The following is a 15,907-nucleotide window of genomic DNA, read 5'->3' on the forward strand; positions in this document are numbered from 1 at the left end:
CCGGCCGCTCGCGCTCCGCCCCTCCAGGAGGCGATAGGGGTTGGGCCCGGGAGACGCCCCGAGCACGAGCTGGAGCGGGTCCTTGTTCCCCGTGAGGATGTCGCCTCCCGTGAAGTTGGGATTGCGCCTCTCGATCTGCGCGGTGCCCAGAGCGGTCTGTCCCACGATCCTCTCGCGCAGACCGGGTGCGAACCTCTCCAGCTGTCCCAGTATCGCCTCCGTCGCATCTCCGTCATAGCCCTGTGGCACGTGCGCGTAGCAGTCGATGGGGACGAGCGAGCCCCGGGCGCGTCCCGGGTCCGCGAGGTACTGCTGTGCGAGGAGGATGAAGGGGCGCTCCGGCATCCGGCCGCGGGCGGCGTCCCTCTCCGCCCGTGCGGTCTCCGCATACGTGCCGGAGACGTGCACGGTGCCCGCGCGCGAGGCCGGCTCGAAGTCCCACGGGATCCCGCCGTCCACCGCGAGCGCCAGTTTGAACGCCGCCGGTCCGTGCCGCCAGCGCCGCAGGTGCTCCGCGGTTCCGCGCGGCAGCACGTGCGAGGCGATCCGCGCGGTCTCCGCCGGGCCGGTGTCGAGCATGATCACGTCCGCGTCGTCCAGCTCCCGCACGTCGTCGATGCGCCGGCCGGTCTCCACCCGCCCGCCGCCGGCCTCGAGTGCGGCGATCATGGCCCGGGCGATGGACTGCGAACCGCCCTTGGCGACGGGCCATCCCCAGTAGTGGGCGGCGGACCCCAGGGATGTGCCGATCGCGGACGACAGCGGCCGGTCGAACGGGCCGAAGGTGTGGGCGGCGATCCCCGCCCACAGAGCCCTCGCCTCCTCCGTGCGGAAGAGCCGGGCCGCCGCCGAGGCCGGGAGCACCGCCCGCATCCCCAGCTGTGCCAGCGCCCAGGGGTGGCGGGGCACGTGGAGCATGGACCGGAGGAACTCCTCCGCGACGAAGGGCATGCGCGAGGCGACCGGACCGAAGAACGCCCGGTAGGCCGGGCCGTCCGCGCCCAGCGTTGCGGCGGTGTCCGCCACCGAGCGCAGCACCGCAGCCCCGCGCCCTCTGTCGGTGCTGCCGGCTCTGCCAGCACCTCCGGCCCCTGCGCCGCCACTGGGCGCACTCCTGCCGCCGGCGCCGCCCGCATCGAGCGGGTGTGCGTACTCGATCTCCGTGAAGCCCCACTCCAGCCCGTAGCGGCCGAGGTCGAACCGGCGTGCGAACTCGTTGTCCAGACCCAGCGGGTGATGGCTCGAGCACTCGTCGTGGAGGAGCCCCGGCAGCGTGAGCTCTGCGCTGCGCGTGCCGCCGCCGGGCACGTCCGCGGCCTCGTAGACCGTGACCGCGTGGCCCGCGGCGGCGAGGGTGAGCGCCGCCGCGAGGCCGTTGGGGCCGCTGCCGACCACCGCCGCTGTGGTCATCGCACAGCCCGGTCCGGCGCCTCGGCAGCCTGCGCCTCGGGCTCCGCCTGCGCGCCGGCGGCCCGCGCAGCCAGCTGCGCGGGAGGCGTGTACCCGGGCCTGCGCCAGGTGACATTCAGCGGGACCGGGCCGTTCGGCAGCCACGGCTGCTCCTTCACGCAGTCGGCGACGTTCCAGGTGCCGCGCTCCACGATGCCCACGGCCGCGTCGATGACCATGTACTTCTGCGTCCCCTTGTGGATGGGCTGCGATTCCACCCAGGCGACGACGAACTCACCGGGTGCGAACGCGCAGCGGCGCTGCAGCTCTGCGATGAGGTGGTGGTTGTGCAGGTGGCCGTCGCCGAAGTTGAAGCCCACCAGCGAGTTGCAGGCGAACTCCGCCTCGCGGACGGTGGCCCGGTCCACGTCCTCCACATGGTGGTGGAGGAGGGAGAAGAGGCCGCGGCCCTGGCTGTGCAGGGAGCGCCAGCCGATCGTCTGCTGCATGGTGATCTCCGCGTTGATGCGGGGGAAGCCCATCTCCTGCAGCTGCACCACCTGGTTCCTGGTGGGGCGGACCACCTGGTGGAGCTTGTCCTCGGCGCCGGGCTGGAACGCCCAGAGCGCCGAGGCCCAGTTGCCGGCGTACTGGCGCATGGCGGGCGTGAAGGCGACGAGGTCCGGCCGGATGTTGCCGAGGAACGGGAAGAGGAACAGGCCGACGAGGGCGGCGACGACCACCCACGTGGTCGCGTCCCAGACGGCGTAGCCCTCGTGGTTGGGGAAGCCCAGGAACAGCACGGCGGTGGTGAACATGAACAGGAGGTTCCACTCCATCGGCACGGCCAGGGGGAAGGTGCTGGTGATGAAGCCGTGGAAGAGGATCATGAGCAGCGCCGCCGCCAGCGTGAGTGTCCAGTTCCCGGAGAGGAGGAGCACGAGGGGTGTGCCGATCTCCACCAGCGTGCCCAGGACGTGGGCGATGCCGGAGGCCAGGGGAGCGGGCCGGAGGTCGGAGGGCACATTGCGGTAGTGCAGCCGGCGGATCGCCTTGCCCGGGATGAACGGGGCGTTGGAGATCATGGGCGGGATGACGAGGGTGAAGTGGCGGCTGATCTTCGAGATGCCGGCACCCACCCACACGGAGAAGATGAGCAGCTTGAGCAGGACGATCATGTCGATGAAGCCGCCGGGCAGCAGCGGCACGAGGGCGAAGAAGAGCACGGCGGGGCCGTACTGCTCAGCGCGTGCGGCGATGAAGATGACCTTGTCCCGGAGTCCCAGGAGCACGAGCAGGACGAGCGGCGCCACCATGAGCACCGGGTCGATCAGCGGTCCCCTGTCCGCGGGGAAGTGGGCCGCCACCTCGGCGCCTGGCCTGCCCGGGAGCACGATCGGCACGAGGAAGGACACGAGCAGCAGTGCGTAGAGGAGCACATCGCCCGAGGTGCGGGTGAAGCCGTCCGTGCCGGGCACCTTGCCCGGCCAGGGCGGCATCCGGATGGTTCCCGGCTTGAGCCAGAACAGAGCGCCTCCCGTCATGGGCTTGAACTTGCCGGCCAGCGGCCCCCAGGAGCCGGCGACGCCCACGGTCTCCAGCAGGAAGGTCCACAGCACGAACTTCTGGTAGACGATCGGTTCGTTCCACCAGTCGGCCACCTGCCAGGGCATGCCCACCCCCGAGGTGAGGGTGGCCAGCGTGAAGCCCACGCCGATGTAGAGGAACGCGAGCTTGAGGATGTAGATGATGTGGAACAGCTTGGGCGAACCGAATCCGTAGTCGGCCCAGTGCACGCCCATCAGCCGCACCCGCTCCATGAGCGGCAGGGATTCGAAGGTCTCGGGGTCGACCGGTGGTGCGTCGGGAGTCTTGAGTCCCATGGCATTCCCTCCGTGTTCAAGGCGTCCGACCTCACTGTCGGACTCTCAGCCTGAGCCCAGAGTAGGGAGCGGAGTGCCGTGCCTCACACGGCCCTGGGAGACCAGGCTGATCCGCGCATTCGTACCGGCGGTACAAGAACGCGCGGCCTCGCCGCGCCGTCCCCCGCTCAGTCCTCGCCGTGCGGACCGCCCGCGTCCTGTGCGGCTGCGCCGTGGTGTGCCTGCTGCCGCGGATCGAAGAGGAGCCGGTGGGCGTGGAGGGCGGCCTCGACGTCGAGGCGCCGCCCTGCGAGGGTCGTGCCCAGGGCGGCCTCCGCCGTCTCGACGCGGTAGCGGATCGAGTTCTTGTGCATGGTCATGGCCGCGGCGGTGGCCGTGTAGCTGAGGTCGTGGCGGAAGAACTCGCGCAGCGTCTCCCGCTGGCGGCTGCGCGCCTCGGTGCCCTCGGCCAGGCCGCCCAGCACGCTCCGCACCCAGGAGCGAGCGGCCTCGAGATCGTGGGAGAGGAGCGCGGTCACCGCCATCCCCGGATCGTCGTGTGAGGCCAGAGGGTTCGTCGAGGCGCCGATGGTGCAGACGCGCTGCACCCGCAGCGCCTCCTGGTGGGTGAGGCGGAACCCGGCCACTCCCGCGTGCGGGCTGCCGATCGCGAGGCGCACGGAGGGATGCGCGCGGATCCGCTCCTCCAGCCCCGTCGTGTGCTCCCAGGATTCGGGCACCCGGATCCAGCCCCAGGCCGTGGCCTGGTCGCGGCCGCTCACGAGCGTGGCGAGTCCCCGGCCCATGCCGGACGCCAGCCCCCGGATGGCGCCGGTGAAGCGGCTGAGCTGGTCGCTCGGCGAGGGATCCGTGCCGGTGAGCCAGGCGATGACGCCCACGTGGGTGCCGGTGAGGGGGTAGCCGAGGATGCGCTCGGCCTCCGCGTGGTCCGGGGTCTCGCCGTCGAGGATGCGGCGCACCTGCGATTCGCGGGCGTTCGTGCGGTTGGCGAGCCACGATTCCCGCTCCTGCTCGTAGACCTCCGCCACACGCTCGGAGATCCAGTCGATGTATTCGGAGACCTCCTGGACGAGCTGCTGGTAGACGGCGGAGACGAGGTGGGCGGGCAGGTGGGGATCGTGGGTGACGAGGGCGTACGCGCTGTGGAGGAGCTGCTGCTGGCCGAGCCGGTACGCCCGGATGAGAGCGGTCACGGACGTGCCGCGCTGCGCCAGCCTGCGTGCGTACTCGAAGGCGGCGGTGGGAGGTTCGAGGTTGTCCAGGCTGATGCGGTGCCGGAGGGCGTGGATGATGGTCTCGACGTTGCCCTCGACGCTGGCGTGGAGCAGATCGATGAGGGACGCCTCACCGCCGATCTCGTCGATCCTCCCGGCGAGGAAGTCGTGGACCTCCTGGGCGAGTCTGGGGGCGTGGCTCCCCATCTCCGCGGCGAGGCGGGCGATCTCCCGGCGCACCTCGGCCTCTTCACCGAGGTGCGCCGCAGGCGGTGTGCGGCTCATGAGAGGCAGGCTACCGGGGTGCGGGTCTGAATGGGAGGGCGTCATTTGTACGGATGAACGAATCGGGGCGCGGTCTTCGGACGTTCCGTCCGTCGAAGGTCCGTGCCGCGCCCTCCGTCGTCCCGCCCGCGCGTCCCTCCCGGCCGGCCTGTCGCTTCCGCCCGCCCGCACCGCCTGTCCGAGATATCGGACGCTTTCGGAGGGTGCGGACGGGCCGTGTCCGTGACGCTGGCCATACTGGAGGGGAACCCGCGCGGCGTCCAGCGGCCGCTGCGCAGACCATCCCTGTTCGTCACCGCCGGTGCGCCGGCGGACGACCTCAGCGCGAGGAGGCCACCGCCCTATGAAGACCCTCGTCACCGGCATCGCCGAGCTGGTCACCAACGACCCCGCGCAGGCGCACCACCGGGATCCCGGCGACCGCCTCGGGCTCATCGCCGAGGCCGCCCTCCTCGTGGAGGACGGCCGCGTCTCCTGGGCCGGACCCTCCGCCGAGGCACCCGCCCCGGACGCGGGGACCACGGTCGTGGACGCCGGCGGCAGGGCGGTCATCCCGGGCTTCGTGGACAGTCACAACCACCTGGTGTTCGCCGGTGACCGCACGCAGGAGTTCGCTGCGCGCATGTCCGGGCAGGCCTACTCCGCCGGCGGCATCCGCACGACCGTGAACGCCACGCGTGCGGCCACGGAGGCGGAGCTCGAGGCCAACCTCGTCTCCCTCGTGGACCAGGCGCGCAGGCAGGGCACCACGACCCTGGAGATCAAGACCGGCTACGGGCTCACCAAGGACGACGAGCTCCGCGCGCTGGACATCATCGCCCGGCACACGGACGAGGTCACCCTGCTGGCCGCGCACGTCGTCCCGCCCGAGTACGCGGAGGACCCGGACGGCTACGTGGACCTCGTGGTCGAGGAGATCATCCCCGCTGCCGCCAAGGCGAAGTGGATCGACGTCTTCTGCGACCGCGGGGCCTTCACGCCGGAGCAGACGGAGCGGATCCTCGCCGCCGGCAGGGAGGCCGGCCTCCTGCCGCGCCTGCACGCCAACCAGCTCCAGCACGGCGAGGGGCTGGCGCTCGCCGCCCGCACCGGCTGCTTCTCCGCGGACCACGCCACCCACGCCACGGACGAGGACCTCGCAGCGATCGCGGCCTCGGGCACGGTGGCGACGCTGCTGCCCGGCGCGGAGTTCTCCACCCGGGCCGTCTACCCGGACGCGCGCCGCTTCGTGGCCGCCGGGGTGGAGCTCGCGCTCGCCACGGACTGCAATCCCGGCTCCAGCTTCACGAACTCCATGCCGTTCTGCCTGGCCGTGGCCGTGCGCGACATGCACTTCACTCCCGCACAGGCGCTGCACGCGGCGACGGCAGGCGGCGCGAAGGCGCTGGGGCGCACGGACGTGGGCCACCTCGCCGCCGGAGCCCGTGCGGACTTCGCACTCCTGGACGCGCCCTCGTACGTCCAGCTCATGTACCGCCCCGGCGTGCCGCTCGTGGAGCGCGTCTTCCGCGGCGGCGAGGAGGTGCGGTGACGACGGACGGGGCAGCGGCCTCGGGCGCGGGCGGGCCGGAGGGCGCAGAGGCCGTCGCCGCCGGTGCCGCCGCTTCCGGCCCCGGCACGGGGAGCGCGCGCTCCCACCGCAGCGGCGCCCGGGATGCGCTCACCCTCGTCGTCTGCTCCCTCATCGGCGTCTTCATGTTCTTCGTCCCCGTGACGATGGACGGGAAGAGCTCGATCCCGCTGGACCACCTCGTCACGCTCGTGCGGACGGGGCTGGGGCCCGCGGTGCCCTACGTCCTGCTCGCGATCATCCTGTTCGGCACGGTCCGTCCGTTCGTCGTGGGCACGTGGAACGCCTCGCCCACCCGGACGGTCTTCTCCTTCCTCAACATCGCCGGACTCGCGGCGGCGGCCGCGCTCACGTTCATGCCCGCACCGCCGGGATGGCTGGCGGCGGAGGACATCGGCCCGTTCCTGTGGGACTCGCTCGTCACCCCGGTGGGCCTGCTCATCCCGATCGGCGGGATCTTCCTCGCGTTCCTCGTGAGCTTCGGCCTCATGGAGTTCGTGGGCGTGTTCGTCCGCCCCATCATGAGACCGGTGTGGAAGACCCCCGGCCGCTCCGCGGTGGATGCGGTGGCGAGCTTCGTGGGCTCCTACTCCCTCGGCCTGCTCATCACCAACCGCGTCTACCGCAGCGGCGGGTACACCGCCAAGGAGTCCGCGATCATCGCCGTGGGCTTCTCCACCGTGTCCGTCACCTTCATGATCGTGGTCGCCACCGCGACCGACCTCATGGACCGCTGGCTCACGTACTTCTTCGTCTCCCTCGTCGTCACCTTCCTCGTCACGGCGATCACCGTCCGCATCCCGCCGCTCTCGCGCATCCCGGACGAGTACTTCCCGGGGGCCGTCCCGCAGCCGGAGCCCACGATCACGCAGCGTCGCTTCGCCGCGGCGTGGGAGCAGGCCCGTGAGGCACTCGCGGAACTGCCGGGGATCCCCGTCGTCATCTGGCAGGGGCTCCGCGACGGCTTCCTCATGGTCTCCTCGATCCTGCCCTCGATCATGTCCGTGGGCCTCGGCGGTCTGCTGCTGGCCAAGCACACCCCGATCTTCGACTGGGCGGGATGGATCCTCTTCCCCTTCACCTGGATCACCGGGCTGGAGGATCCGCTGGGCACCGGCAAGGCCCTGTCGCTGGGGCTCGTCGAGATGTTCCTGCCGGCGGCGGAGATCGGCGCGGACGGGGACCTCGCCACCCGCTTCACCGTGGCGGTGGTCTGCGTCTCCGCGATCATCTTCTTCTCCGCCATGGTGCCCTCCGTCCTCGCCACGGACATCCCCGTCAAGCTGTGGCACATGATCGTCATCTGGTTCGAGAGGGTGGTGCTGAGCGTCCTCCTCACCGCCCCGCTCGCCCACCTCATCCTCTAGCCCGTCTCGTCCCGCATTCCTGCCGGGCCCGCCGAGGCCGCCGGTGCCTGCACGGCCCCGGCCACGCGGAGCCCCGCACCCACATCCGTCCACGCACCCGAAGGAGTCCCACATGACCGCAGCACAGCAGACCGTCGCCCTCGACCCGGAGGCGCTGAGCTTCGCCGACGTCGTCGCCGTCGCCCGCCACGATGCGCAAGTGACCGTCCCCGCCCACGTCGCCGCCTCCGTCGCCGCCTCCCGCGAGGCCGTCGACGCGCTGGCCAACGCGGAGAAGCCCGTCTACGGCGTCTCCACCGGGTTCGGTGCGCTCGCGCAGCGCCACATCCCGCACGATCTGCGCGCCCAGCTGCAGAAGTCGCTCATCCGCTCGCACGCCGCCGGCGTGGGCGAGCCGGTGGAGCGCGAGGTGGTGCGTGCGCTCATGCTCCTGCGCGCCCGCACCCTGGCCACCGGTCGCACGGGCGTGCGGCCTGAGACCTTCGAGACCTATGTGGCCCTGCTCAACGCCGGCATCACCCCGGTGGTCCGCGAGTACGGCTCGCTGGGCTGCTCCGGCGACCTCGCCCCGCTGAGCGCCTGCGCGCTCGTGCTCATGGGCGAGGGCGAGGTGCACGGCCCGGTGGGTGCCGACGGCACGCCGTCCGCGCCCGTCCCCGCCGCCCAGGCCCTCGCCGAGGCCGGCATCACCCCCGTCCAGCTGCGCGAGAAGGAGGGGCTGGCGCTGGTCAACGGCACGGACGGCATGCTGGGCATGCTCATCATGGCGCTGGCGGACATCGACGTCATCCTCACCACGGCGGATCTGTCCGCGGCGATGAGCGTCGAGGGCCAGCTGGGCACGGACCGCGTCTTCCAGCCGGACCTGCACCACCCGCTGCGTCCGCACCCGGGCCAGGCGGAGTCCGCCGCGAACATGCTCTCAGCCCTCGCGGACTCCGCGATCGTCGCCGGCCACCGCGATTCCACGCACCTCGTCCAGGACGCCTACTCGCTGCGCTGCGCCCCGCAGGTCCACGGCGCCGCGCGCGATGCCGTGGCCTTCGCCGCGCAGACCGCCGCCCGTGAGCTGCGCGCCGCGATCGACAACCCCGTCGTCCTCCCGGACGGCAGCGTCTCCTCGAACGGCAACTTCCACGGCGCGCCCCTGGCGCACGCGCTGGACTTCCTCGCCATCGTGCTGGCGGACGTGGCCTCGATGGCGGAGCGCCGCACGGACCGCTTCCTCGACCGCTCGCGCAACCAGGACCTCCCGCCGTTCCTCGCGGACGACGCGGGCGTGGACTCCGGTCTCATGATCGCCCACTACACGCAGGCCGGACTGGTCTCGGAGATGAAGCGCCTGGCTGCACCGGCGAGCGTGGACTCGATCCCGTCCTCGGCCATGCAGGAGGACCATGTCTCGATGGGCTGGGGTGCGGCCCGCAAGCTGCGCACTGCGGTGGCGAACTTCGCCCGCGTCATCGGCATCGAGCTCTACACCGCCGCTCGGGGCATCGATCTCCGCCAGGACGCCCCGGCGCCCCTCACCGGTGCGGTCATCGCACAGCTGCGGCAGACGGTCCCCGGCCCCGGACCGGACCGCTTCCTCACGCCGGAGCTCGAGGAGACGATCGGCCTGGTCGCCTCCGGGCAGGTGCTCGCCGCCGCCGAGGCCGCCGGCCCGCTGGTGCACGTGCTCCCCGAGTTCGCCTCGGGCGCGGACGCCCCACGGGGAGCCGCCCCCGGCGCGGCCTCCGCACAGGGCTGATCCACTGAGCAGAGCCGGCCCACCGGCCCACCCATGAGACCGGGCCGGCGGTTCCGCACCGCCGGCCCGGCACAGCAGCACCCGCACGCACCCCACCCGCCCACGGAAAGGACGCTCCCATGAGCGACGTCGTCTCCCTCCTCGGCCAGATCGAGGACATCGGCCGTGACCCCCGCGGCCCCGGCTACCTCCGTCCCGGCTTCTCGCCGGAGGAGCGGACGCTGCGCGAGTGGTTCCTCGCGGAGGCGGACGCCTGCGGACTGGACACGGAGGTGGACGGCAACGGCATCACCTGGGCGTGGGTGACGGACCCCGGCGAGAACGCCGTGGTCACCGGTTCCCACCTGGACTCCGTGCCCGGCGGCGGGGCCTTCGACGGCCCGCTGGGCGTCGCCTCGGCCCTGGCCGCCGTGGACGCGCTGCGGGCGGACGGCCGCCTGGCGCAGGCCCGGCGCCCCCTGGCCCTGGCGGTGTTCCCGGAGGAGGAGGGTTCGCGGTTCGGCCTCGCCTGCCTGGGCTCCCGGCTGCTCACGGGTGTGGTGAGCGCGGAGAAGGCGCTCGCGCTCCAGGACGCGGAGGGGACCACTCTCGCGGATGCGCTCTCCGCCTACGGCCTCGATCCTGCGCGGGCCGGCCGGGACGAGGCGCGGCTGGGGCGGATCGGCTCCTTCCTCGAGCTCCACGTGGAGCAGGGTGTGGGACTCGCGGGCACGGAGCACGCGGTGGCGATCGGCTCCTCGATCATCGGCCACGGCCGCTGGCACTTCCGGTTCACCGGGCAGGGCAACCACGCGGGCACCACCCCGCTCACCCATCGCGCGGACCCGGTGGTGGCCGCCTCCCGGCTGATCGGCGACATCCCGGAGATCGCCGCACGGCACGCAGGCGCCGTGGCGACGGTGGGGCGCACGCTCCTCCACCCCGGCGGCACCAACGTCATCGCCTCCTCGATGGACTTCTGGCTGGACATCCGCCACCCGGACGACGACGTGGTGGCCGCCGTGCTCGCGGACATCACCCGCCGCGCCCACGAGCGCGCCGCCGAGGCCGGATACGCCGGGCGCGCCGTCACCGCCACCGTCGATCAGGAGTCCTACTCCGCCACGACGGAGTTCCACTCCGAGTTCAACGCCCGTCTGGGCGGGCTGCTGCCGGGCGCGCCGCTGCTGCCGTCCGGTGCCGGTCACGATGCGGGCATCCTCGCGGGCCACGTCCCCTCCGCCATGCTCTACGTCCGCAACCCCACGGGCGTCTCGCACGCGCCGGAGGAGGCCTGCGAGGACGAGGACGCGCGCGCAGGCGTCACGGCGCTCGCCGACGCCCTGGCGATGGAGCTCGCACGATGAGCGCGCGGGTCCCCGGTGTGACAGGAGAAGCGGGCGGAGCCGCGGAGGTGGGTGCTTCCACCTCGGCCACGGAGGCCGCCGGGCCCGCAGCCGTCACAACGAGAGCGATGGGTGCTGCGGACTCCTCCGGCGTGCATGCCGGAGGTGGTGGGGCCTCTGCAGCGTCCGCCTTCTGGTGCGAGCGCGCCTGGGTGGACGGCGCGATGCGCGCCGGCGTGCTGCTGGAGGCGGATGCCGCGGGCGTGCTCACCCGGGTGCGCGCGGACGTCCCCGCCGCCGAGGCTCCGGCCGAGGCCCAGCACCTGCCCGGCATCGTGCTCCCCGGCGGGGTGAACGCGCACTCACACGCCTTCCACCGCCTGCTGCGCGGGCGCACGCACGGCGACGGCGGCACGTTCTGGACGTGGCGCGAGGTGATGTACCGGATCGCCGGCAGGCTCACCCCGGAGACCTACCGGATCGCCGCCCGCGCGGTGTTCGCGGAGATGCTCCTGGGCGGCTGGACCTCCGTGGGCGAGTTCCACTACGTCCACCACGCTCCCGGCGGTGAGCCCTACGGTGCGGTGCATGCCGAGCGGCAGGTGGGGGCGGCACCAGCCGGTGCGGGAGTGGACGGACCGGCCGGCGAACCGGGTGAGCAGCCGCATGCCATGGAGCTCGCGCTCGCGGCGGCGGCCGAGGACGCGGGCATCCGCATGCGCCTGCTCGACACCTGCTACCTCACCGGCAGCATCGGCACGCCGCTGAGCGAGGAGCAGGCGCGGTTCGGCGACGGCGACATCGACGGGTACCTGCGCCGTCATGCGGACCTCGCACGCGTGCTGTCCAGCGGGCCTGCGGGGGGTGCTGCCTCGTCCGGTGAGGGTATCAGCGCTGGTGAAGCCTCTGCCGGCTCACCTGCGGGCGGTGCTCCCGGTGGCGGTGCCTCCGGCCTCGTCACTCTGGGTGCGGCGATCCACTCCGTGCGCGCCGTGCCTGCCGCAGACATCCCCCGCTTCGCGGAGCTCGACGGTCCCGTGCACGTGCACCTCTCCGAGCAGCCCGCGGAGAACGCCGCGAGCCTGGCCGCCTACGGCCGCACTCCCACGGGAGTGCTCGCGGACGCGGGAGTGGTGGATGCGCGCCTCTCGCCCGTCCACGCCACGCACCTCACGCCGGAGGACATCGCCCTGCTCGGGGAGGCGGGGACCACCGTGGTCATGTGCCCGTGCACGGAGGCGGACCTCGCGGACGGGATCGGGCCCGCGCTTGAACTCGCGGAGGCGGGTGCGACACTCGCCCTCGGCTCCGATCAGCACGTGGTGCTCGACGCCCTGCGCGAGCTCCAGGCGCTGGAGGCCGGTGAGCGGCTGCGCTCCGGGCAGCGCGGGCGCTTCTCCCCGGAGCAGCTGCTCGCGGCGATGACGACGGGCGGTGCCCGCAGCCTCGGGCTCCCGGCGGGTACGCTCGCAGTGGGCAGCGTGTGCGACCTCATCGCGGTGGACCCGCACAGTCCCCGGACGTACGGCTCGGTGGACGAGCAGATGGTGCTCACCGGCACCTCGGCGGATGTCCGCACCGTCGTCACCGCGGGGCAGGTGCGCGTGCGCGACGGTGTGCATGCGCAGCTGGGGGACATCGGCGAACTGTACCGCGAGGCATATGCGGCGCTGGATCTCTGAGCCGCAGCTCGCTGCGGCCGCATGCGGCTCAGAGCGGACGGCCCCGGCGGGGGCGGCAGACGGTGTGACGACGAGGGGAAGGGGCAGCGCGGATGGCTGAGGTGCCCGCACTGCGGCGCGGCGTGGCGATCCTCCGCCACCTGTCCGGGTCGAACCGTCCTGTGAGCGCAGGCGCACTCGTCCGCACCCTGGGCCTGCCGCGCTCCACCGTCTACGACCTGCTGGGCGTGCTCGAGGAGCTGGGCATGGTCTACCACGCCGATTCCGGCTACGTGCTGGGCGCGGGTGTGCAGGAGCTCAGCGCGTCCTACCTGCGGACCAACCCCCTGCAGCGGCTCGCGGCACCGCTCGTGCGCGCGCTCGCGGAGCAGACCGGTGCGACCGCCCAGCTCGCAGTGCTGCGCGGCTGGGAGACGGTGTACCTGCTCAAGGAGCAGGCGGTGGAGTCCGTCGCCGTCATCACCGCCTCGGGCATCACCATGCCGGGGTACCTCACCGCGACGGGGCGGGCCATCATGGCGCACCTGCCCAAACGCGATCTGCTGGCGATCCTGCAGGCGGAGACCACCTTCGTGAACCGGACCGGGCGCGGGCCGCGCACGTACTCGCAGCTGAGCGCTGAGCTCTCCCTCACACGCCGCCGCGGCTGGGCGGAGGAGACCGGGGAGGTCACACCGGGCGTGCGGACGGTCGCCGCGCCGGTCTTCGACGTGATGGAGCGGCCCATCGCCGCGCTGGGCGTGAGCGTGGCGATGGCGGAGGAGGAGGCTCCCGCGGACGGTTCCGGGGCGAGGGCTTCCAACGCGGGTGGTGCGGGGGCTGCAGAGGCGACCGCTCCCACTGGGACCGCGCAGATCGCCGCAGCCGTCCGCCGGGCGGCGGAGTCGCTCAGCGCGCAGCTGGCGTAGCAGCGGTCCTGCCTCCTGCGCCGGTCCTGCCTCCTGCAGCGGCTCCGCTTCTCGTGCCGGTCCTGCTTCCTGCTCCGGTCCCTCCGTGCTAGCGTCGAACGAACGATTGCTCAGACGCGCGCACGGCGGCAGGCGCCGGACGCGTGTGCGCTCACACCTGATTCTCGAAGGGGAGAACGATGGCCTGGGACTTCAGCACGGAACCGGAATTCGAAGCGAAGCTGCAGTGGATGCGCGACTTCGTGCGCGAGGAGATCCTCCCGCTCGAGGTGGCGGACCTGGACCCGGAGGCGTTCGCCACGGTGACCGCAGGGCTCAAGGCGCAGGTGAAGGAGCAGGGTCTGTGGGCCGCACACCTCCCGCCCGAGCTCGGCGGCGGAGGGTTCGGCCAGCTCAAGCTGGGTCTCATGCACGAGATCCTGGGCCGCTCCCGCCTCGCCCCGCCCATCTTCGGCAACAACGCACCGGACTCCGGGAACGCGGAGCTGCTGGCGATCGGCGGAGACGAGTTCCAGAAGGAGCGCTGGATGAAGCCGCTGCTGGCAGGCGAGCTCCGCAGCTGCTTCTCGATGACGGAGCCCGGTGCCGGTGCGGACCCCACCCGGCTCACCACCCGCGCCGTGCGCGACGGCGACGAATACGTCATCAACGGCCACAAGTGGTTCTCCTCGAACGGCTCCCACGCGGACTTCTTCATCGTCATGGTCGTGACGGACCCGGAGCCGCACAAGCGGGCCTCCATGATCCTCGTGGACAGGGACACCCCGGGCGTCAACGTCCTGCGCGACATCCCCGTGATGGGAGGTGCACACTCGGCCGGGGACAAGGGCCACGCGGAGATCCTGTACGAGGACGTGCGGGTGCCGGCCAGCCACCTCATCGGCCGGGAGGGCGACGGGTTCGTGCTCGCCCAGAAGCGCCTCGGGCCCGGCCGCATCCATCACGCCATGCGCTGGCTGGGGCAGGCGCAGCGTGCGTTCGACATCATGTGCGAGCGCGTCGTCTCCCGTCACGTGAAGGACGGCGTGCTCGCGGACAAGCAGATGATGCAGGACTTCATCGCCACCTCCAAGGCGGAGATGGAGGCCGCACGCCTCCTCACTCTGCAGGCGGCGTGGAAGATGGACCAGGGCGGGACGAAGGCGGCGCTGACGGACATCGCACTCATCAAGTTCTGGGGCGCGCAGGTGCTCTACAACGTCATCGATCGGGCCATCCAGGTGCACGGCTCCCTGGGCATCACCGGAGACCTGCCGCTGGAGGAGATGTACCGGGACGCCCGCGCCGCACGCATCTACGACGGGCCGGACGAGGTCCACAAGGTCACGGTCGCGCGCCGCACACTGCGGGACTTCACGCCGGTCGAGGTGCCCACGGAGCACATTCCCACGCGCCGTGAGGCCGCCGCACGGAAGTTCGCCGCACTGCTGGAGGCCTCGGAGGGATGAGCGTCGAAGGAGCGCACACCGATGCCTGGGCCGCTGCCGCACATGCCCGTGCCGCGGGGCTGGACACCGCTGCTCTCCAGGAGTGGCTGAGCGGTCGTCTGGGGCCGGGCGCCATCCGTGAGGAGCGGTTCCTCACGGGCGGGACGCAGAACGTGCTGCTCGGCTTCACCTGGGAGCCCGCGTCCGGGGAGTCCGCGCGGCGCCTCATCTACCGAGGCCCGCCCGTGAACAAGCGGAAGAACTCGGACGCGGTGATGCTGCGGGAGGCGAGGGTGCTCGCCGCGCTCACCGGCTCCGGGGTGCCGCACCCCGGCTTCGTCGCGGCGTGTGAGGACCTGGACGTGCTGGGCAATGCGTTCTTCGTCATGGAGGCCGTCGACGGGTTCAATGGCGTCTCCGAGGTGCCCGAGGCCGTCGCCGCGGACGAGGCATGGCAGCACGCCATGGGACTCTCCCATGCGCGGGCGGTGGCCCGGCTGGGCGACGTCGATCCGTTCGCGGTGGGCCTCGAGGGCTTCGGGAAGCCTGAGGGCTGGCTCGCCCGCCAGCCCGGGCGGTGGACGGGACAGCTGGAGAGCTACCGCTCCTTCGAGACCTGGCCCGGTCTGGACCATCCCGGCGTGGAGGAGATCCCGCGATGGCTCGCAGAGCGCCTGCCGTCCGCCGAGCGCGCGGGCATCGTCCACGGTGACTGCCATGCCGGCAATGTGCTCTTCTCGCACGAGGTGCCGGAGGTCGCGGCGCTCGTGGACTGGGAGCTGAGCACCCTGGGCGATCCGCTGCTGGATCTTGGGCACCTGCTCGCCTCGCGGGACGGCCTCACACCGTCCGGCGCACCCACGAACGCGGAGATGGTCGAGGCGTATGCGGAGGTCAGCCGTCACGATGTGGAGGCGGTGGACTACTTCCACGTGCTCGCGTGCTTCCGGTTCGGCGCGATCCTCGAGGGTTCGCAGGCGCGTGCGAGCGCCGGTCTCGTGCCGGAGTCCGTGGGCGAGCGGCTGCATGCACGCACGGTGTCCCTCTTCGACCAGGCGCTGCGCGTCATGGACGGCGAAGGTGTGGGCAGCTGAGCCTGCGGCGCAG

General features: G+C 72.3%; 11 protein-coding genes. 8 read left to right on the forward strand and 3 right to left on the reverse strand.

Annotation, left to right across the window (positions count from 1 at the left end; translation table 11 throughout):
- The 3 genes from Q0A33_RS02600 to Q0A33_RS02610 form a co-directional block, all read right to left on the reverse strand.
- Window positions 1-1,410 (reverse strand): NAD(P)/FAD-dependent oxidoreductase (locus tag Q0A33_RS02600; RefSeq protein WP_291792653.1); only part of this gene is annotated, 1,410 nt, incomplete at its 3' end.
- Window positions 1,407-3,272 (reverse strand): DUF3556 domain-containing protein, encoded by a 1,866-nt coding sequence (locus Q0A33_RS02605; protein ID WP_291792656.1) that lies wholly within the window; start codon window positions 3,270-3,272, stop codon window positions 1,407-1,409. The genes Q0A33_RS02605 and Q0A33_RS02600, both read right to left, overlap by 4 nt.
- Window positions 3,273-3,439: 167 nt before the next feature.
- Window positions 3,440-4,771 carry a helix-turn-helix domain-containing protein gene (locus tag Q0A33_RS02610; RefSeq protein WP_291792658.1) on the reverse strand — a complete coding sequence of 444 codons (1,332 nt, stop codon included), beginning with the start codon at window positions 4,769-4,771 and terminating at the stop codon, window positions 3,440-3,442.
- Between the two features lie 343 nt (window positions 4,772-5,114).
- On the opposite strand from Q0A33_RS02610, the gene hutI reads away from it, so the two are divergent.
- The 8 genes from hutI to Q0A33_RS02650 all read left to right on the forward strand — a co-directional run bounded on the left by hutI (window position 5,115) and on the right by Q0A33_RS02650 (window position 15,894).
- Window positions 5,115-6,302 (forward strand): imidazolonepropionase, encoded by a 1,188-nt coding sequence (gene hutI, locus Q0A33_RS02615; RefSeq protein WP_291792661.1) that lies wholly within the window; start codon window positions 5,115-5,117, stop codon window positions 6,300-6,302.
- Window positions 6,299-7,708 carry a YjiH family protein gene (locus tag Q0A33_RS02620; RefSeq protein ID WP_291792663.1) on the forward strand — a complete coding sequence of 470 codons (1,410 nt, stop codon included), beginning with the start codon at window positions 6,299-6,301 and terminating at the stop codon, window positions 7,706-7,708. The genes hutI and Q0A33_RS02620 overlap by 4 nt, the downstream gene beginning before the upstream one ends.
- A gap of 112 nt (window positions 7,709-7,820) precedes the next feature.
- The gene (gene hutH / locus Q0A33_RS02625; RefSeq protein WP_291792666.1) at window positions 7,821-9,458 is read left to right on the forward strand and encodes a histidine ammonia-lyase; all 1,638 of its coding nucleotides are present in this window, start codon (window positions 7,821-7,823) and stop codon (window positions 9,456-9,458) included.
- Window positions 9,459-9,577: 119 nt separating this feature from the next.
- Window positions 9,578-10,804 (forward strand): allantoate amidohydrolase, encoded by a 1,227-nt coding sequence (locus Q0A33_RS02630; RefSeq protein WP_291792669.1) that lies wholly within the window; start codon window positions 9,578-9,580, stop codon window positions 10,802-10,804.
- The gene (locus Q0A33_RS02635) at window positions 10,801-12,465 is read left to right on the forward strand and encodes an amidohydrolase family protein (protein ID WP_291792672.1); all 1,665 of its coding nucleotides are present in this window, start codon (window positions 10,801-10,803) and stop codon (window positions 12,463-12,465) included. The genes Q0A33_RS02630 and Q0A33_RS02635 overlap by 4 nt, the downstream gene beginning before the upstream one ends.
- Window positions 12,466-12,557: 92 nt before the next feature.
- Complete coding sequence (locus tag Q0A33_RS02640; protein WP_291792675.1) at window positions 12,558-13,373, forward strand: IclR family transcriptional regulator; 816 nt, start codon at window positions 12,558-12,560, stop codon at window positions 13,371-13,373.
- Between the two features lie 179 nt (window positions 13,374-13,552).
- Window positions 13,553-14,821 (forward strand): acyl-CoA dehydrogenase family protein, encoded by a 1,269-nt coding sequence (locus Q0A33_RS02645; protein ID WP_291792678.1) that lies wholly within the window; start codon window positions 13,553-13,555, stop codon window positions 14,819-14,821.
- Window positions 14,818-15,894: a phosphotransferase family protein gene (locus Q0A33_RS02650; protein ID WP_291792681.1), complete on the forward strand. Its 1,077-nt coding sequence runs from the start codon at window positions 14,818-14,820 to the stop codon at window positions 15,892-15,894. Before Q0A33_RS02645 ends, Q0A33_RS02650 begins: the two co-directional genes overlap by 4 nt.
- The last annotated feature ends 13 nt before the right edge of the window (window positions 15,895-15,907 follow it).

Source organism: Brevibacterium sp. (genome assembly GCF_022712115.1).
Taxonomy (GTDB): Bacteria; Actinomycetota; Actinomycetes; order Actinomycetales; family Brevibacteriaceae; genus Brevibacterium; species Brevibacterium salitolerans.